Origin of the sequence: Actibacterium naphthalenivorans, assembly GCF_014196965.1 — a bacterium.
GTDB classification, from domain to species: domain Bacteria; phylum Pseudomonadota; class Alphaproteobacteria; order Rhodobacterales; family Rhodobacteraceae; genus Actibacterium_A; species Actibacterium_A naphthalenivorans.
In genome coordinates this window covers 807,510-824,043 of the sequence record NZ_JACIEQ010000001.1, presented here as the reverse complement: position 1 = coordinate 824,043, position 16,534 = coordinate 807,510, and the positions used below count along the sequence as shown (strand labels likewise).

19 protein-coding genes are annotated in these 16,534 nt (G+C 66.4%); 14 read left to right on the top strand and 5 right to left on the bottom strand.

The features are described from left to right. Window positions 1-67: 67 nt before the first annotated feature. A complete protein-coding gene (locus GGR17_RS04030; protein WP_162231804.1) occupies window positions 68-1,486 on the bottom strand; it encodes a calcium-binding protein in 1,419 nt (472 codons plus the stop codon). Window positions 1,487-1,704: 218 nt separating this feature from the next. Here GGR17_RS04030 and GGR17_RS04025 point away from each other — a divergent pair, with 218 nt between their 5' ends. Both GGR17_RS04025 and GGR17_RS04020 read left to right on the top strand, forming a co-directional pair. Next, complete coding sequence (locus GGR17_RS04025) at window positions 1,705-2,307, top strand: hypothetical protein (protein WP_157445502.1); 603 nt, start codon at window positions 1,705-1,707, stop codon at window positions 2,305-2,307. A 75-nt stretch (window positions 2,308-2,382) separates the two neighbouring features. Next, on the top strand, window positions 2,383-3,426 hold the full coding sequence (locus GGR17_RS04020; protein WP_054537989.1) for an aldo/keto reductase: 1,044 nt from the start codon (window positions 2,383-2,385) through the stop codon (window positions 3,424-3,426). A gap of 17 nt (window positions 3,427-3,443) precedes the next feature. Here the strand turns inward: GGR17_RS04020 and GGR17_RS04015 are convergent, their stop codons facing one another. Then, window positions 3,444-4,304: a helix-turn-helix domain-containing protein gene (locus GGR17_RS04015; RefSeq protein WP_054537990.1), complete on the bottom strand. Its 861-nt coding sequence runs from the start codon at window positions 4,302-4,304 to the stop codon at window positions 3,444-3,446. Window positions 4,305-4,406: 102 nt separating this feature from the next. Between GGR17_RS04015 and GGR17_RS04010 the strand changes: the two genes are divergently transcribed. Together GGR17_RS04010 and GGR17_RS04005 are read left to right on the top strand one after the other, a co-directional pair. Beyond that, complete coding sequence (locus tag GGR17_RS04010; protein WP_054537991.1) at window positions 4,407-5,306, top strand: fatty acid desaturase; 900 nt, start codon at window positions 4,407-4,409, stop codon at window positions 5,304-5,306. A gap of 42 nt (window positions 5,307-5,348) precedes the next feature. Then, the gene (locus tag GGR17_RS04005) at window positions 5,349-6,242 is read left to right on the top strand and encodes a DMT family transporter (RefSeq protein ID WP_054537992.1); all 894 of its coding nucleotides are present in this window, start codon (window positions 5,349-5,351) and stop codon (window positions 6,240-6,242) included. Here GGR17_RS04005 and GGR17_RS04000 read toward each other — a convergent pair. Both GGR17_RS04000 and GGR17_RS03995 read right to left on the bottom strand, forming a co-directional pair. Next, the gene (locus GGR17_RS04000) at window positions 6,239-6,955 is read right to left on the bottom strand and encodes an NUDIX hydrolase (protein ID WP_054537993.1); all 717 of its coding nucleotides are present in this window, start codon (window positions 6,953-6,955) and stop codon (window positions 6,239-6,241) included. The genes GGR17_RS04005 and GGR17_RS04000 overlap by 4 nt on opposite strands. After that, window positions 6,916-7,299 (bottom strand): DUF983 domain-containing protein, encoded by a 384-nt coding sequence (locus tag GGR17_RS03995; protein ID WP_037205066.1) that lies wholly within the window; start codon window positions 7,297-7,299, stop codon window positions 6,916-6,918. The genes GGR17_RS04000 and GGR17_RS03995 overlap by 40 nt, the downstream gene beginning before the upstream one ends. 215 nt (window positions 7,300-7,514) lie before the next feature. Here GGR17_RS03995 and GGR17_RS03990 point away from each other — a divergent pair, with 215 nt between their 5' ends. The 4 genes from GGR17_RS03990 (at window position 7,515) to GGR17_RS03975 (ending at window position 9,610) form a co-directional block, all read left to right on the top strand. Beyond that, entirely contained in the window at window positions 7,515-8,075 is a 561-nt protein-coding gene (locus GGR17_RS03990) for an EF-hand domain-containing protein (RefSeq protein ID WP_054537994.1), read from the top strand. Window positions 8,076-8,176: 101 nt separating this feature from the next. After that, window positions 8,177-8,761, top strand: a complete 585-nt coding sequence (locus GGR17_RS03985) for an RNA polymerase sigma factor (protein WP_054537995.1) — start codon at window positions 8,177-8,179, stop codon at window positions 8,759-8,761. Then, the gene (locus GGR17_RS03980; RefSeq protein ID WP_054537996.1) at window positions 8,754-9,116 is read left to right on the top strand and encodes a hypothetical protein; all 363 of its coding nucleotides are present in this window, start codon (window positions 8,754-8,756) and stop codon (window positions 9,114-9,116) included. Before GGR17_RS03985 ends, GGR17_RS03980 begins: the two co-directional genes overlap by 8 nt. After that, window positions 9,113-9,610: a periplasmic heavy metal sensor gene (locus GGR17_RS03975; RefSeq protein WP_082386504.1), complete on the top strand. Its 498-nt coding sequence runs from the start codon at window positions 9,113-9,115 to the stop codon at window positions 9,608-9,610. Before GGR17_RS03980 ends, GGR17_RS03975 begins: the two co-directional genes overlap by 4 nt. 12 nt (window positions 9,611-9,622) lie before the next feature. On the opposite strand, the gene GGR17_RS03970 is transcribed toward GGR17_RS03975, so the two are convergent. Continuing rightward, window positions 9,623-10,999 carry a diguanylate cyclase gene (locus GGR17_RS03970; protein WP_054537998.1) on the bottom strand — a complete coding sequence of 459 codons (1,377 nt, stop codon included), beginning with the start codon at window positions 10,997-10,999 and terminating at the stop codon, window positions 9,623-9,625. 77 nt (window positions 11,000-11,076) lie between these two features. Between GGR17_RS03970 and GGR17_RS03965 the strand changes: the two genes are divergently transcribed. From GGR17_RS03965 to GGR17_RS03940, 6 genes are all read left to right on the top strand, one after another. After that, on the top strand, window positions 11,077-11,379 hold the full coding sequence (locus GGR17_RS03965) for a DUF3572 domain-containing protein (protein ID WP_235974401.1): 303 nt from the start codon (window positions 11,077-11,079) through the stop codon (window positions 11,377-11,379). Between the two features lie 145 nt (window positions 11,380-11,524). Further along, entirely contained in the window at window positions 11,525-12,226 is a 702-nt protein-coding gene (locus GGR17_RS03960) for an HAD family hydrolase (protein ID WP_054537999.1), read from the top strand. A gap of 93 nt (window positions 12,227-12,319) precedes the next feature. Then, window positions 12,320-13,876, top strand: coding sequence for a trimethylamine methyltransferase family protein (locus GGR17_RS03955; RefSeq protein WP_054538000.1), 1,557 nt, complete (start codon window positions 12,320-12,322; stop codon window positions 13,874-13,876). An 89-nt stretch (window positions 13,877-13,965) separates the two neighbouring features. Continuing rightward, on the top strand, window positions 13,966-14,553 hold the full coding sequence (locus GGR17_RS03950; RefSeq protein WP_037205083.1) for a heme NO-binding domain-containing protein: 588 nt from the start codon (window positions 13,966-13,968) through the stop codon (window positions 14,551-14,553). A gap of 5 nt (window positions 14,554-14,558) precedes the next feature. Next, the gene (locus GGR17_RS03945; protein WP_054538001.1) at window positions 14,559-15,587 is read left to right on the top strand and encodes a GGDEF domain-containing protein; all 1,029 of its coding nucleotides are present in this window, start codon (window positions 14,559-14,561) and stop codon (window positions 15,585-15,587) included. Window positions 15,588-15,789: 202 nt separating this feature from the next. Then, entirely contained in the window at window positions 15,790-16,533 is a 744-nt protein-coding gene (locus tag GGR17_RS03940) for a TOBE domain-containing protein (RefSeq protein ID WP_235974400.1), read from the top strand. Window position 16,534 lies beyond the last annotated feature (1 nt).

Below are 16,534 nucleotides of genomic sequence, written 5' to 3'. Positions count from 1 at the left end.
GGGCTGGCCCGTTCTCGACATGCGATGTCGTTTTGCTCTGTTCGCCCGTGGCATGTGCGGGGCCGGATCAGAACAGGAAGTTGTCCACATCGTCGAGCTGGCCGAGCCTGATATCCTCGACCGTGATCTCGACATTGCGAAAGCTGATGATCACGTCGCTGCCGCTCTTGTCGAAGTCGAGCTGGCCGATGTGAGACGCGCCCCTGCCGATCTGGATCAGATCCTCGCCGAGGGTGAAGTCCTTGATCGTGTCCTTGCCGTCGCCCTTGCTGAAAAAGAACGTATCCGCGCCGGCCCCGCCGAACAGCTTGTCGTTGCCGGCATCACCGCGCAGCAGGTCATCGCCGCCGCGGCCGAACAGAACATCCCGCTTGGCGCCGCCGAACAGCTTGTCCTTGCCGGCGCCACCGTCGAGCTTGTCGGTGCCGTTGTCACCATAGAGCCGGTCCTTGCCGTTGCCGCCTTCCAGGCGATCGGCCCCGCCGCCGCCAAAAAGCTTGTCATTGCCGCCATTGCCCCGCAGCAGATCGTTCTGCGACAGGCCGAAAAGCTCGTCGCCGCCGCCATTGCCCGAGATGCGATCCTTGCCATGCAGGCCATAGACACGCTCGCCGCTGTTGCCGCCATTGAAGACGAGATCTTCCGACAGCCAGATGTCGGGCACCTTCACGCCGTCGACCTTCAGCGTGGCATTGTCGAAAGAGGCCTCGTTTTCGATCGGGCCGGTGATCCTGGCCAGGGTGGTTCCATCGGGGTCTTTGAAGGTGATGCCGTCGACCGCGAGGTTGGGAATGGTCGTCAGGTCAACCGCGCCGGTGGCGAACGCCTGGGCGATTTCGACGACTTCCGCGAAATCCTCGGGCGCGGTGCCATCCACCGTCAGGCTGTAGCCGTCGAGTGTCACGCCAAGCTGCGTGGGGGTCAGGCTCAGCGCGGCAAGCTCTGTGCCGCCGTCCAGTATGGAAACGCCGCTGATGGCATAGTCATCGAGCGTGGTGTAGATGCTGTTCAGCTCCTGGCTGGACAGGTTGGCCATGTCCGACAGCATGCTGAGCGCGCCGACGAGGGCATAGAACTGCGCGAAACTGTTGAGCAGCGCGCCGTCGACCTGAAAGCTCTGATTGCCCGAGCTTAGCGTGTAGGCGGACGAAGACATCTGAAACGACAGGATTTCGGTTCCCGAACGGGTGACGGATATGCCGTCGAACGTGCCCTGGGCGAGGCCGGCGAAGATCGCGTCTTCGAGTTCGGAGATGCTGGAAATCGGGGAGATACCGCTGCCGCTGATGGTCAGATCGAACGCGCCGGAAGACAGGACGATCCTGGAGGCCGACAGTTGTGTCGGTGTCCAGCCAGAGGCGGAAACCTGATCGTCGAGCGCATCAAGCGCGGCCTGATGATCCAGTGCGAAATTGTCGACAGCGGCCAGATCTGGGGGTGTGTCGAGCAGATTGAAAAACGCGGAGGTGAAATTTGCAGTTGTCATTTCGGTACCTTTGGGAACATCAAGCATCGCGCCGGAACTCTATGAGTTTTTGACAAAAGGGAAAGCGGTTTGGCCGGGAGGATCATCGTATCTGGCATCTGGGATTGGTTTTTTTCATTCTATCGTTCGGCTTGGGCGGGTGCGGGCATCCGCTGGTAACAGATGCGAAAACCGCCCCGGTTTTCGGATATCGAAACGGTGAGGATATTTTCTATTCATTGGCGCTTCTGGACGAAACAGCGCGCCGGTTTCTGGCCCTGCCGCCGGCATCCACGCCTTCGGCGGAGCCCTCGGCGACGACAGGTGGAACCGGGCAGGGCGGGGTGGGGCCGGTCTCTCTGGGCGGCTCGGTCGATTACGACATCCGCCATTCGTCCGAGGTTTCGCTTGGCGTGGTGACCACGCTTCCGGTAACGCCGCGACTGGCGGTCGAAGGGCGGGTGGCCTTCGCCTATGGCCAGAGCCTTTATGTGCTGCCGGAGGGGATCGACATCCTGACCGATCCGATCGACATCGATCTGCGATCCAGATCCCTGGAGGCCGAGCTTGGCCTGCGGCTGCGACAACCCCTGGGGGGAAAGCTGGCCGGGTATCTGTCCGCCGGGGCCGGCCGGCGGATCGCGCGCGCGGACATGTCGCTGACCTCGGCGCTGCTGGATACCGGCGGGCAGATCACCGAGCATCAGGATTTCTTCGCGGTCGGGGCCGGGGTCGACCTGCCGGTGCTGGCCCGCAGCCGGGCCGCCCTTGGCACGGCCGTCAAGCACTACCCCGGTATCGGCACCAGCCTGCTGCTTGGTGTGGACATCAGTTTGCGCTGATCCTGTTTTAAGGGTTGCCCTGACGCGCGGCGGCAATAACTGTGCGCCCGGAACGTGGATATTCAGGGGCATCCCATGCAAAAAGTCAAACTCGGCCGCTGCGGTCTTGAGGTTTCCGAGATCTGCCTGGGGTCGATGACCTGGGGCAACCAGAACACGCTGGACGAAGGCCATGCGCAGATCGACATGGCACTTGATCGCGGCGTGAACTTCATCGACACGGCAGAGATGTACCCGGTCAATCCCGTGCTGCCCGAAACCGTGGGCCGCACAGAAGAGATCATCGGCGAATGGTTCGCCCGCACCGGCCGCCGCGACGAGGTGATCATCGCCACCAAGATCACCGGCGCGGGCAGCAAGGCCACGCGGGACGGCGCCCCGATCAGCCGTGCGAGCATCACCGAATGCGTCGAGGCATCGCTGAAGCGGCTGAAGACCGATGTGATCGACCTCTATCAGTTTCACTGGCCGAACCGGGGCTCGTATCACTTTCGGCAGCAATGGGCCTATGACCCGTCGAAGCAGGATCGCGCCGAGACGCTGGCGCATATGGAAGAGGCGCTCGATACGCTTCAGACCCTTGTTCAGGAAGGCAAGCTGCGCCAGTTCGGCCTGTCGAACGAAACCGCGTGGGGCACGGCCGAATGGCTGCGTCTGGCCGAGGCGAAGGGCGCGCCGCGCGTGCAATCCATCCAGAACGAGTATTCGCTGCTGTGCCGCCTTTACGATCTGGATCTGGCAGAGCTTGGCGTGAACGAGGATGTGACGCTGCTGGCCTATTCGCCGCTGGCCAACGGGCTTCTGAGCGGCAAATACGCGGGCGACGTGACGCCCGAAGGCACCCGCCGCGCGCGCAGCGCCACGCTGGGCGGGCGCGTCACGCCTTTTGTGTGGGAGGCCGTCTCGGCCTATATGGGCATCGCCAACGCGCATGGGCTGGACCCGGTGCAGATGGCGATCGCGTTTGTGATGGCGCGGCCCTATCCGGTGATCCCGATCATCGGCGCCACCTCGCTGGCGCAGCTGGATACCGTTCTGGGCGCGGCGGAGCTGACGCTGGGCCAGGAGGTGCTGGAGGATATCGCCGCCGCCCGCATGGCGTATCCGATGCCGTTCTGACGGGCCGGCGCGTGTGATCAGGTGATTTCGGCCCGGAGCGTTGCAAGATGCCCGGGCCAGTCGCGATCCGAAACCGTGGCCTCGCGCACCAGCCCGTCGAAATGGCGGGTGAACGCCTCGACCCGCTCGGTATCGCGGAAGGCAAGATAGTTCTGCCCGAGGTAAAACACCGCCAGCATCGGGCCGAAGACGGTGACGGGGGCCGAGAACACCCGCCGCGCATCGAACAGCATCAGCCGTAGCGACGGGAAAAGCTGGTCGTGCAGGGCCAGAAACCGGTCGATCTGCGCGCGCCGCAGATCGGCGGGCAGGCCGCGATAATACCCTTCGCCCCGGGCGAAGCTTTCCAGCTCGTGCAGGGGCACCGCGATCTCATAGTCGGAGCGCGCCCCGCGCATCCAGTTCAGCCGGTCTTCTGAGGCGCCGATGGCCTGTTCGGTGGTCCGGCCCAGATGGGGGCGATATTCCCAGCGCAGCACTTCATGCGTTTTCAGCATGTCGGGCAGCCCGGCCGGAACATGGCGGATCTTGTAGCCTGCCGCCTCGCGGTGCCATTCAAAGATCTGCTCGTCGATCAGCGCGCGCTGGGCCTTTGTCATGGCAAAGCTGGTGGCCAGAAGGTCTGCCGCGCTTTCGGGCCGGTCGCTGAGGCCGAGCAGCCAATCGGCCGACACGCCGAGCGCCGCCGCGCATTCCCCGACCACCTGCGCGTTGGGCAGCCGCGCGGCCCTGTCTGTCAGCAGTTGCGAAATGGTCGAGCGATCAACCCCCGCCGCGCGGGCCAGCGCGCTTTGGCTGGTGCCGCGCAGATCCATCGCGGCCAACAGGCGGGTGCGCAGCAGCCGGGCGCGGGTGTTTTTGTCGATTTTGATCACCATCGGTAAGCAAATACAGCAATTATGAAAATTTGGTAACCATTATTGGAATGTGCAGCCGCAGCATCGCCCGCTATCCCCAAGCTGTTCCGAACGGGGGAAGCGATGGAAAAACAACGGTTTCGCGGCTTGGCCGAATGGCCCACGCTGGCGCTTGCAGGCCTGTGCTATGGCGCATGGGGGCTGGGCAGCACATGGTTGGCCGACCTGTGGCTGCCGCTCGGTGTTGGTGTCACGGCCCTGGCCATCGTGCTGCATTCATCGCTGAGCCACGAGGTGATCCACGGCCACCCGTTCCGCAACCGCACCCTGAGCGCGGCGCTGGTGTTTCCGGCGTTGTCGCTTTGCGTGCCCTATCTGCGGTTCCGCGATACCCATCTGGCACATCACCGCGACGCAATCCTGACCGATCCGTATGACGACCCGGAATCCAACTATCTGGATCCGGGCCGGTGGGAGCGTCTGCCGCGCCCGGTGCAGGCCGTGCTTGGCGCGAACAACACCCTTGCCGGGCGGCTGCTGATCGGGCCGGTGATCGGGCAGGCGGCATTCATGGCTGCGGACCTGCGCGCGATCCGGTCGGGCGACCGGTCGGTGCTGGCCGGCTGGCTGTGGCACATCCCGGCGGTGGCGTTGGTGCTGTTCTGGCTGCGGGGCGCGGCGATGCCGGTTCCGGCCTATCTGCTGGCCACCTATATCGCCCTGTCGATCCTGAAGATCCGCACCTTTCTGGAACATCAGGCGCATGAGCGGGTGCGCGGCCGCACCGTGATCATCGAAGACCGGGGCCCGCTGGCCTTTCTGTTCCTCAACAACAACCTGCATGTGGTGCATCACATGCACCCCGCGGTGCCGTGGTACCGGCTGCCCCGGCTTTATGCCGGGGATCCGGGCCGCTATCTCGGCCGCAACGAGGGCTATCGCTTTCGCTCTTACGCCGAAGTGTTCCGCCGCTTTCTGTTCCGGGCGAAAGATCCGGTGCCGCATCCGCTCTGGCGGCGCTAGCACGGCCCTCGACCCGTGCCCGGCCGCATGGCATCAGGGGCCATGGAGCTTTGGGTTATCATCACACTCGCGGCTGCGGCGGTGCAGACCGTGCGCTTCATGCTGCAAAAACAGCTTCGGTCGGCGGGTCTCGGCACCGGCGGCGCGACGTTTTCGCGATTTCTGTTCGCCGCTCCGCTGGCGGCGGCGCTGGCAGGGGCGCTGATCGTGGCATCCGGGGCGCCCGCGCCCGGCATGCCTGCCCGGTTCTGGGCCTTCGCGCTGAGCGGCGGGCTGATGCAGGTCATCGCCACCTTCGCCACGGTGGCGCTGTTTGCAGAGCGCAACTTCGCCGTCGGCATCGCCTTCACGAAAACCGAAACCGTTCTGGTCGCGCTGTTCTCGCTGGCTGTGCTGGGCGAGGCGGTGAGCCTGGCGGGCTTTGCCGCCATCCTGATCGGGGTGGCCGGGGTCATCCTGCTGTCGCGCCCGCCCGGCGCGGCGGGGGGCAGCCCGTGGAACCGCGCCTCGGCGCTGGGGCTGCTGGCGGGGGCGGCGTTCGGCGCGTCGGCCATCGGCTATCGCGGGGCATCGCTGGCGCTGGAGGGCGGCGGTTTCTTCCTGCGGGCGGCGCTGACGCTGGCGGTGGTGACGGCATCGCAGACCATCGGCATGGCGCTGTGGCTGCGGCTGACCGAACCGGGCGCGTTGGGGCGGGTCATGGCAAGCTGGCGCAAGACCGCGCTGGTGGGGATCACGGGCATGCTGGGCAGCCTGGGCTGGTTCACCGCGTTCACCCTGCAGAACGCCGCCTATGTGCGGGCGCTGGGGCAGGTGGAGCTGGTGTTTTCGGTGCTGGTGGCATGGCTGGTGTTCCGCGAACGCTCTTCGGGGCGCGAGCTTGCGGGGATCGCGCTGATCGCCCTGTCGATCGCGGCCATCGTTCTGCTGGCCTAGGCGATCCGCAGAAACTCCGACGCTGCGGGGGTATTGTTGAAGAAGGGCACGCTTGCCGGTGGCAGGCCGGTTTCCAGCAGGCCCGCGATTTCCGCCAGAACGACCTCGGTGATGAAGGGCAGGTCGAAGCCGCGTGCCTTGGGCAGCGGAACCCATTGCAGATGGCTCAACTCATCCTCGGCGCGCGAGAAATCATCCAGATCGCCCACGGCCCGGTCGGCCTCGACCAGAAAGAACCGCGCATCGAACCGGCGCGGGCGGCCGAGCGGGGTGATGGCGCGAAAGATGAAATGAAACCCCTCGGGACTGGGCAGATGGCCCGAGGCGGCAAATCCGCGCCAGCCTCTGGGCGCATCTGCCGGCCAATCGCCGGGCCGGCCCAGGATCAGCCCGGTTTCCTCCCACACCTCACGGATGCCCGCGGCCACCAGCGCCGATGCCAGCGCCGGGTCGGCCCTGTCTTTGAGGCGGGCGTCGCAGGCCGGATTCAGGGGCGGCGACAGGGGCACGGCGGCATCCACATCATCCACCGCGCCGCCGGGAAACACGAACTTGTTGGGCATGAAGGCCGCCGCCGCGCCACGCTGGCCCATCAGAACCTTCGGCGCGGTGCGCGCGTCGCGCAGCATGATCACCGTCGCCGCGTCGCGCAGCGCGGATTTGTCGGGCGGGCTCAGCCCTTCGCTCCGAACCCGTGCATCTTCTTCGCCCATTGCAGCGCCACCATCAGCCCCTTCAACCGGGGAAGAAGGTAAAGCGAGAGCCCGACACAGCCAACCGAGAATATCGAGGCCAGCACCAGCGGGTCGGGGCGGAAGGTGGCGAAGGCCCACAGGATGACCGGCGCCATCAGATGGCCGACGATCAGGATCGTCAGGTAGGCCGGGCCGTCATCGGCGCGGTGATGGTGCAGCTCTTCGTGGCACACCGCGCAGGTGTCGCGGACCTTCAGATATCCGCGCAACATCGGGCCTGCCCCGCAATTTGGACAACGCCGGCGCCAGCCACGCCAAAGCGCGGGCCGCACCAGCCGTTCAATCGGCTCTGCCATATACATGCTTTCTCTTTGCGCCGACGCATCCCTCCATGCGCGGCAGACCATAATCTACAGGAAAATAGCCCGCCGCACAGGGTCGTGACAGCCGTTGCGGCGGGATGTCGCAAAAAAGATGTATCTTTGGCGACGGAAGTTTCCGCTTGGCGCGTTTGAATTTGTGAACGCGGGCGGTGGCCGGCGTTGGAAAACGCGAAGTTGAAAGCAGGAGACAATCAATGACTCGCAAGATTTTTCTGAGCACGATTTCCGCCCTTACGCTGGGGGCCGCGGTGCTGACCGCCGCCATGCCCGCAACGGCGCGCGGGCCGCAGGATGGCGCCGGGTTCGGGCCGGGGATGCAGAGCTTCGAGCAGCTTGATGCCAATAAGGACGGCGGCCTGACGATGGAAGAGTTGCAGGTGCCGATGAAAAACCGGTTCGACACGATCGACGCCGACAAGGACGGTACGATTTCGGCGGAGGAAATGCAGGCCGCGCGGCCGGCCGATGGCGGGCGTTGGGCCGACCGGATGGCCCGTCACGATGGTGGCATGCAGCGGTTCGAGGTGACGCCGGAAATGCGCGCGCAACGCGCGGCCCGGATGATCGAGCTTCTGGATCAGAATGCCGACGGGCTGCTGAGCCTTGAGGAACTGTCGCAGGCCCCGGCCGCCGACCGGATGTTCCAGATGCTGGATACGGATGGCAACGGCGCCATTTCGCCCGAAGAGTTCGACGCGGCCCGCGCGCGCTTTGCCGAAGGGCATATGGGTGGCCGGTTTCAGATGCACCACTGACGCGGCATGAAACAGCGCGGCCCCGCCCGGTATGGATGGCCGGGGCCGCGCACAGGGCCGTGATTGTCGCCGGAGACGATACAGGCTAGGCCTTCAGCAGGATGGACATGGCCTTCGACGCGCAAGATGAAGTTTCGGACGAGGCGCTGCTGGTGCTCTACGGCAACGGCGACGAGGCGGCTGCCCGTGCCCTGACGCTGCGCATGACGCCGCGCGCGCTGGGGTTCGCCATGCGCATGCTGGGCGACATGGCCGAGGCCGAGGACGTGGCGCAGGAGGCGATGCTGCGCCTGTGGCGGGTCGCACCCGAATGGCGCCAGGGCGAGGCGAAGGTCACAACCTGGCTGTTCCGGGTCGTGGCCAACCTGTGCACCGACCGGCTGCGCAAGGCGCGGGGCGTGGCGCTCGATTCGGTGCCCGAACCCGAGGATGATGCGCCGGGGGCCGAGGCCCGTCTGCTGGCCGCGTCACGGGCGCGGGCGCTGGACGAGGCGCTGCTCACGCTGCCGGAACGGCAGCGGCAGGCGGTGGTGCTGCGGCATATCGAAGGGTTGGCGAACCCCGAGATCGCCGAAGTGCTGGAAATTAGTGTCGAGGCGGTCGAAAGTCTGACCGCACGGGGAAAGCGGGCGCTGGCCGCCGTATTGGCGGAGCGGCGTGAAGAACTGGGGTATACCGATGGCTGATCTGTACGAACAGGAACGAGAGCTGGAAGATTTCTTCCAGGCCGCGCGCGATACGGCGCCGGTGCCCTCTGCAGCGCTTCTGGCGCGTGTCCTTGCCGATGCGTCGGCGCAACAGCCCGCACCCGTGGCCGCGCCGCGCCGGGGGATCTGGCGGCGCCTGTCCGGGGCGGTGGGCGGCTGGCCCGCGCTTGCCGGTCTTGCGACCGCCACGCTGGCGGGGGTCTGGATCGGCTATGCGGCGCCGGGCGCCGTCGGGGATCTGGCAATCAGCGTCTGGCCCGGCGGCGGCGTGGCCTATGACGTGGTCGATCTGATCCCGTCGATGGATGGCTATCTGACGGAGGATGGCGCATGAGCATGAGCGAACAGCCCGCGCCCAAGGGGGTTCGCTGGGGGCGTGTGATACTGGCGCTGTCGCTGGCGATGAACCTTCTGGTGCTGGGGCTGGTGGGGGGATCGGCTCTTTATCATTCAAGAAACGGGGCACCCCCGGGCCGCGAAATTCTGGAATACGGGCCCTATACGCGGGCGCTGAGCCCCGAAGACCGGCGCGCCTTGCGCCGCGCGCTCAGGCATGACGCGGGCGCGATGCGCAGCACGCGCCACGAGGTGCGGCAGGATTTCGAGCGCCTGCTGCAATTGCTGCGCGCCGAACCCTTCGATGCGGCGGCGGCGGCGGGTCTGCTCGAGGCACAGCAGGCGCGGGTGGGCGAGCAGGTCGAACTTGTGCGCCGGCTTTTTCTGGAACAGATCAGCGCGATGGAGCCCGAAGAGCGGGCCGCCTTCGCCGACCGTCTGGAACAGGTGTTGCGCCATGGCCCGCCCCGCCACGCGCCCGCGCGGGACTGAGCGGCGGGCGGATCACGCGGCGGAATTGCGGATCGTCACCTTGTTGCGCCCGTCGGCCTTGGCGGCATAAAGCGCGGCGTCGGCCTCTTCCATCAGCACGTCAACCGCGCAGCCGGGACGATCGCACAGGGTCAGCCCGATGCTGACCGAAACCGAGATCACACCTTTGCCGCCGGGCAGCAGCACCGGCGTTTCGCCGATCTGCAGGCGCAGACGCTCGGCCGTGGCGGTGGCGATCTCCAGGCTGGTTTCGGGCAGGGCGATCAGAAATTCCTCGCCCCCGATGCGGGCCACCAGATCCACGGCGCGCAATTCGGCGCTCAGCAGCCGCGCGACCTGTTCCAGTACCGCGTCGCCCGCCGCATGGCCGTGGCGGTCATTGACCTGCTTGAACCGGTCCATATCCAGCAGCATGACGGCGCAGGGCCGCCGGGTCTCACCGGCGCGGCTGACGATGCGCGCCAGATGCGGCAGCGCGTAGCGGCGGTTGAACAGGCCGGTCAGCGGGTCGGTGACAGCCAGCCGCAGCCCGTCCTTGACCGAGGCGCGCAGCCGGTCGGATTGATATTTCCGGCTGAGCTGGGTGGCCAGCCGCAGCGCCATTTCCGGCCCGTCGAACGGGCTGTTGACCAGATCGTTCGCGCCCAGATCCAGCGCCATTGCGGCGGCTTCGCGTGCGCCTTCGGGCACGACCATGAGCACGGCAGAGTGGCGCGTCGCGGCGCGCGAACGCAGATCCGTCAGCAGGCGCAGCCCGGCGCCGCTGCGCTCCAGATCGGCGGAGATCACGAACAGATCCGGCACCGGCCCGCCGTCCGACAGGGCCAGCGCCCCGTCGCGGGTCATCACCGTCAACTCGGCATTCAGATGCCGCGACAGCGCGCCCTTCCAGTGCAGCGCCTGCGCCTGCCGCGCCGCGATCAGAGCGATGCGCCCCTTGCGGGCGAAATCCTCTGCCGGTTCATCAAAGCCCAGCACCCGGCGCGTGCCGTCGCGCAGCGCCAGTTCGCGCGCGGTTTCACGGGCGCGCAACAGGCTACGGACGCGGGCCAGCAGCGTCAGCTCGTCCAGCGGCTTGGGCAGGAATTCTTCGGCGCCTGCCTGAAGCGCGCGCAGCTTTTCTTCGGAATTCCGCGCGGCGGTGACCATGATCACCGGGATCTCGGCGGTGTCCGGGTCGGCCTTCAGGCGGCGGCACACCTCGATCCCGTCCAGATCGGCCATCATGAAATCCAGCAGGATCAGATCCGGCCGTTCGCGCCGCGCCAGATCCAGCGCGGCCAGCCCGCCATCGGCCTGCAGCACCTGATAGCAGGCCTCGGCCAAGCGCACCTTCATGACAATCCTGTTCGTCGCGACGTCATCCACGACGAGGATTTTCCCTGGCATTGAGCTTTCTCCCGCGCTCTGATCTGGGTTGATTTTTCGTGTTCAGTATTGAGCAGGAAGTGTTAACAAACCCTTTAATGAGCACGGAACGGGGGCGGCGCATGCGGGCGGATCAGGCGGAAACGGTGGCGTTGAAGGCCCTGGGCTGGCTTGTCGGCAACGAAGAGCTGTTGCCGGTCTTCCTGGGCGCCAGCGGGGCCACGCCCGACGATCTGAAGGCGCGCGCGGCCACGTCCGAATTCCAGATTTCGGTGCTGGATTTCCTGACGATGGACGATGCGTGGGTGATGGCCTTCTGCGAGGCCGAGGGGCTGGCCTATGACATTCCCATGCGCGCCCGGCAGGCGCTGCCGGGCGGTGCCGACATGCACTGGACCTGAGGCCGGAACAGGCCCCTTGGCCCGGCCTTTTCCCTTTGCCGCACAGCGCGCCGGGCCGATTCCGGCCGCCGCGGCAACCGCGAGGCTGGCTTTGGGGCGGTCTGCGCGGTATTCCCCCGGTATCCGCTGAAAACAAGGGTGTGTCATGGCCGAGATCCGGGGAATCCTGTTCGACAAGGACGGCACGCTGTTCGATTTCCACGCCACCTGGGGCGCCTGGGCGCAGGGGTTTCTGAGTGATCTTTCCCAAGGCGATGCCGGCCGGGCTCAGGCCCTGGGGCAGGCCATCGGGTTTGACCATTCGGCCGGTGTTTTCGCGCCCGACAGCCCGGTGATTGCCGGCACGCCCGGCGACATCGCCGCGTTCCTGCTGCCGCATCTTCCCGGTACCTCGCCTGATGTGCTGATCGCGCAGATGAACCGGGCTGCGGCTGCCGCACCGATGAAAGAGGCCGTGCCGCTGGCGCCGATGCTGGACGGGTTGCGCGGGATGGGGCTGGCGCTGGGGGTCGCGACGAATGATGCCGAGGCCCCGGCGCGCGCGCATCTTGCCGCAGCCGGGGTGGCGGGGCGGTTCGATTTCATCGCCGGGAGCGACTCGGGCCACGGGGCGAAGCCCGCGCCGGGGCAGCTGCTGGCCTTTGCCGATGCGGCGGGGCTGGCCCCTGCATCGGTGCTGATGATCGGCGACAGCCGCCATGACCTGACCGCCGGCCGGGCGGCGGGGATGGGCACGGTCGGCGTTCTGACAGGGCCCGCGACGGCGCGCGATCTGGCCGATCTGGCCGATGCCGTCCTGCCCGATATCGGCCATCTCGGCGCCTATCTGACCGCCCGCCTGCGCTGAACGCCGGCGAAAAACGACGCCTTGCTGTCGCTTTCGATGCGGCACGGGGGCGGGGCCCGGTGTCTTCTTGGGGGAAACGCAAGGAGGCGCATCATGGCCGGTACATCCCTTCGCAGGCGACGTTCGGGCGGGCATTCGGGAAAGGCACTGCGTCAGGGCGGGGCGGTGATCGAGCAGATGCCGTGGCGCATTCCGCGCAACACCGACCGCCCGACAGAGCCGCTGACCGAAGAGGGCGTGGCCGCGATTCACGACGGCGCGATGCGCATCCTCGAAGAGATCGGCATCGAGTTTCTGAATGACGAGGCGGTCGCGATCCTGAAACAGGCGGGTTGCACGGTGGACGGGCACACCGTCCGCATGGGCCGTGATTTCGTGATGGAGATGCTGGCCAAGGCGCCGTCCAGCTTTGCCATCACCCCGCGCAACCCGGACCGCCGGGTGACCATCGGCGACGGGCATATGCTGTTCATCAACGTCTCTTCCCCGCCGAACTACTGGGATCTGCACAGCGGCAAAGTGCCCGGCACGCGCGCGCAATGCCGCGACCTGCTGAAGCTGACCCAATATTTCAACTGCATCCACATCGCCGGCGGCTATCCGGTGGAGCCGGTGGATGTGCATCCTTCCGTCCGGCACCTTGATGTGCTGTTCGACAAGCTGACCCTGACCGACAAGGTGGCGCATGCCTATTCACTGGGCCGCGAACGTGTCGAGGATGTGATGGAGATGGTGCGCATCGCCGGCGGGCTGAGCCATGACGAGTTCGAGGCGGCGCCGCGCATGTATACCAACATCAACTCCACCTCGCCGCTGAAGCATGACATCCCGATGCTCGACGGCTGGATGCGCTGCGTGCGGCGCGGGCAGGCGGTGGTGGTCACGCCCTTCACGCTGGCCGGTGCCATGGCGCCGGTGACGATGGCGGGCGCGGTGGCGCAATCGCTGGCCGAGGCGCTCTGCGCGATCGCGCTGGCGCAATATATCCGCCCCGGCGCGCCCTGTGTGCTGGGCACCTTTACCTCGAACGTGGACATGAAATCCGGCGCGCCGGCCTTCGGTACGCCGGAATACATGCGCGCCACCCAGATGACCGGCCAGATGGCACGGTTCTACGGCCTGCCGCTGCGCGCGTCGGGATCCTGCGCGGCGAACGTGCCGGACGGGCAGGCGATGTGGGAAACCTCGAACGCGCTGTGGTCGGCGGTGCAGGCGGGCGCGCATATGGTCTATCACGCGGCTGGCTGGCTGGAGGGGGGGCTGATCGCGAGCCCCGAGAAATTCATCATGGATTGCGAGATGCTACAGCAGATTCAGCGCTATTTCGACCCGGCGCTGGTGGCCACCACGCCCGATGACATCGCGCTGGAGGCCATCCGCGAGGTCGGAAGCGATGGCCATTTCTTCGGCTGTGCCCATACGCAGGAGCGCTACGCGACAGCCTTCTACCAGCCCTTCCTGTCGGACTGGCGCAACTACGAATCCTGGTCGCTGGATGGCGCGTCCTGGACGGTCGAGCGGGCGCACCGGGTGTTCAAGGAGATCGTCAATGGTTTCGAGGCCCCGCCGATGGAGGAGGACATCCGCGAAGAGCTGGAGGCCTTCGTCGAGAGGCGCAAGGCGGAGGGCGGCGCGCCGACCGATTTCTGAGCGCCGGGCGCCCGGACATCGGCCTTGTCTTGGCGAATTGTTAAGGTTTCCTCTGCAAAGCTGCCCCTACGAAAAACCGAGGGCGTTTCATGCATGGTCTGATCAACAGATCCATCCAGTGTTTTGTGCAGGATACCTACGGCGCAGAGCTGTGGGCCGATGTGGCGGCCGATGCGGGCCTCCGCGCCGAGGGGTTCGAGGCCCTGCTGATCTATGACGACGCGCTGACCGAGGCTGTTCTGACGTCGGTGTCGCGGCATCTGAAGAAATCGCGCGAGGTGGTGCTGGAGGATCTGGGCACCTTCCTGGTGTCCCACGCCAATCTCGAGCCGCTGCGCCGGCTGTTGCGCTTCGGCGGCGAAAACTTCATGGAATTCCTGCATTCGCTGGATGACCTCGCCGATCGCGCCCGGCTGGCCGTGCCCGATCTGGACCTGCCCGATATGGAGATTGTGGACGAGGGGCCATCCACCTTTCGCCTGCTCTGCCGCTGGCATTTCGCGGGCTCTGGCCATGTGATGCTGGGCATCCTGCGGGCCATGGCGGATGATTACGGCGCGCTGGTTCTGCTGGAATACCTGGGCGAGGCGGCGGGGCGCGCCGAGGTGCAGGTCGAACTGCTGGACTGCCGCTTTGCCGAGGGGCGCAGCTTCAAGCTGGCCATGCCGGCGGGGTAGGGCGGATGCGGGATGCGATGCGCCTTTCGCCCGATGCCATGGCCTGCCTGATGCCGATGCATGTCTGGGTCTGCCCGAAGGGGCTCATCCGCCGGGTCGGCCCCACGCTTCAGAAACTGCGGCCAGCGGCGCCGCTGGCCGGGCGCCGCTTCCTGGATGTGTTCGAACTGCGCCGCCCGCGCGGGGTGCACACGCTGGATGATTTCGTCGGGCCAGATGGCGCGCGGCTGCAACTCGCCTTTCGGTCCGCGCCCTGCACCGCCCTGAAGGGCCTCATCATCGGGTTGGGCGAAGGGGAGGGCGCGCTGATCAACCTGTCTTTCGGGATTTCGGTGGTCGAGGCCGTGGCGACCTACGGGCTGACCGTCGGCGACTTCGCGGCGACCGACCTGACGGTGGAAATGCTCTATCTGGTCGAGGCGAAGAGCGCGGTGATGGAGGAATCGAAAAAGCTCAACCAGCGGCTTCAGGGGGCCCGCATCGCGGCCGAGGAGCAGGCGTTCACCGACACGCTGACTGGGCTGAAAAACCGCCGCGCGATGGATCATGTGCTTGCCCGGCTGGTGGATGAGCGGCGCGCCTTCAGCCTGATGCATCTGGATCTCGATTTCTTCAAGGATGTGAATGACAATCTGGGCCATGCCGCCGGCGATCACGTGCTGCAGCATGTGGCACGCATTCTGGTGGAGGAGACGCGGGATACCGATACGGTGGCCCGCGCGGGCGGCGACGAGTTCGTTCTGATCTTTCGCGATCTGGTGGATATGTCGCGCCTGAAGGGTATCGCCCTGCGGATCATCCGGCGGCTCGAGCAACCGATCCTCTTCAACGGCGAACCCTGCCGGGTGTCGGCCAGCATCGGCACCGCGGTCTCTACGCAATATCCCGCCGCCGAGGCCGCGCAGATTCTGCATGACGCCGACATGGCGCTTTACGCTTCCAAACGCGCCGGCCGCGCCCGCGCGACCTTCGCGGGCGAGGCGCTTCGACGCGGGTCTGACGCTGCCGGAAACGGGGATGCGCCTTTGCATTGAGCGGCCCGCCGTCTGACCGGCGCGCGCGCTGCCTGGCTCCGGGCCGGGGCTGCGCCCGAGCGTCGCACTGGATGCGGTAGGGCCAAAAAGGAATTTGCGGCTTTCGCGATTCGCTATATAGGTGGTCTATATAGCGATATCCGGAACAGTCACGATGAGCATCCGCGCCGAAGTTTCCTTTGCCTCATCCGGGGCCTCCCGCATGGGAAAGGAGCGTGTTCGCCTGCTCGAGGCTGTCGGCCGCGAAGGCAGCATTTCCGCCGCGGCGCGGGCCACCGGCGTAAGCTACAAGGCCGCGTGGGATGCCATCACCGCGATGAACAACCTCGTCGGGCAGCCGCTTGTCGCGGCGCAGACCGGCGGGCGGCAAGGTGGCGGCGCGGTGCTGACCGAGGAAGGCCTGCGCGTCGTCGAAACCTTTCACCGGCTGGAAAGTGAAATCGCCCGGACCTTTCGCGCGCTCGAGCCCGAGCTGGCCGGAACAGGCGTGGCCGCGGCAGGGATGTTATGGGGGTTTTTCATGCGAACCAGCGCGCGCAATGCCCTGCGCGGCACGGTCGAGAAGGTGGTCAACGGGGCGGTGAACGCAGAGGTCACCCTGCGCGTTTCCGACCGGACCACCCTGACCGCGATCATCACCCGCCAGAGCCTGCGCGAACTGGGCCTTGTGCCCGGCCGCCCGGCGATCGCGCTGATCAAGGCGCCGTTCGTCATTCTGGCGCCAGTGGACGAGGCGCGGCGCACCTCCATGCGCAACCGGATTGAAGGCGTGGTGAGCAACCGGGAAGATGGCGCCGTGAACTCGGAGATTACGCTGGATATCGGCGGTGGCAAATCGCTGACCGCCACTGTCACCCTGGCCAGCGCAAAGCAGCTGGGGCTGGAAAAAGATGCCGCCGCCTGCGCGCTGATCGACGCCGCGCATGTCATTCTGGCCGTCGACTGAA

What these genes read in the sequence shown, in the direction of transcription:
- GGR17_RS03980 (WP_054537996.1), top strand. Translation starts at nt 8,754, where the DNA reads ATGGCTGATCTGTACGAACAGGAACGAGAGCTGGAAGATTTCTTCCAG.
- GGR17_RS03940 (WP_235974400.1), top strand. Translation starts at nt 15,790, where the DNA reads ATGGGAAAGGAGCGTGTTCGCCTGCTCGAGGCTGTCGGCCGCGAAGGC.
- GGR17_RS03990 (WP_054537994.1), top strand. Translation starts at nt 7,515, where the DNA reads ATGACTCGCAAGATTTTTCTGAGCACGATTTCCGCCCTTACGCTGGGG.
- GGR17_RS04020 (WP_054537989.1), top strand. Translation starts at nt 2,383, where the DNA reads ATGCAAAAAGTCAAACTCGGCCGCTGCGGTCTTGAGGTTTCCGAGATC.
- GGR17_RS03955 (WP_054538000.1), top strand. Translation starts at nt 12,320, where the DNA reads ATGGCCGGTACATCCCTTCGCAGGCGACGTTCGGGCGGGCATTCGGGA.
- GGR17_RS04005 (WP_054537992.1), top strand. Translation starts at nt 5,349, where the DNA reads ATGGAGCTTTGGGTTATCATCACACTCGCGGCTGCGGCGGTGCAGACC.
- GGR17_RS03945 (WP_054538001.1), top strand. Translation starts at nt 14,559, where the DNA reads ATGCGGGATGCGATGCGCCTTTCGCCCGATGCCATGGCCTGCCTGATG.
- GGR17_RS03975 (WP_082386504.1), top strand. Translation starts at nt 9,113, where the DNA reads ATGAGCATGAGCGAACAGCCCGCGCCCAAGGGGGTTCGCTGGGGGCGT.
- GGR17_RS03965 (WP_235974401.1), top strand. Translation starts at nt 11,077, where the DNA reads ATGAGCACGGAACGGGGGCGGCGCATGCGGGCGGATCAGGCGGAAACG.
- GGR17_RS04030 (WP_162231804.1), bottom strand. Translation starts at nt 1,486, where the DNA reads ATGACAACTGCAAATTTCACCTCCGCGTTTTTCAATCTGCTCGACACA.
- GGR17_RS04010 (WP_054537991.1), top strand. Translation starts at nt 4,407, where the DNA reads ATGGAAAAACAACGGTTTCGCGGCTTGGCCGAATGGCCCACGCTGGCG.
- GGR17_RS03970 (WP_054537998.1), bottom strand. Translation starts at nt 10,999, where the DNA reads ATGCCAGGGAAAATCCTCGTCGTGGATGACGTCGCGACGAACAGGATT.
- GGR17_RS04015 (WP_054537990.1), bottom strand. Translation starts at nt 4,304, where the DNA reads ATGGTGATCAAAATCGACAAAAACACCCGCGCCCGGCTGCTGCGCACC.
- GGR17_RS03950 (WP_037205083.1), top strand. Translation starts at nt 13,966, where the DNA reads ATGCATGGTCTGATCAACAGATCCATCCAGTGTTTTGTGCAGGATACC.
- GGR17_RS04000 (WP_054537993.1), bottom strand. Translation starts at nt 6,955, where the DNA reads ATGGGCGAAGAAGATGCACGGGTTCGGAGCGAAGGGCTGAGCCCGCCC.
- GGR17_RS03995 (WP_037205066.1), bottom strand. Translation starts at nt 7,299, where the DNA reads ATGTATATGGCAGAGCCGATTGAACGGCTGGTGCGGCCCGCGCTTTGG.
- GGR17_RS03960 (WP_054537999.1), top strand. Translation starts at nt 11,525, where the DNA reads ATGGCCGAGATCCGGGGAATCCTGTTCGACAAGGACGGCACGCTGTTC.
- GGR17_RS03985 (WP_054537995.1), top strand. Translation starts at nt 8,177, where the DNA reads ATGGACATGGCCTTCGACGCGCAAGATGAAGTTTCGGACGAGGCGCTG.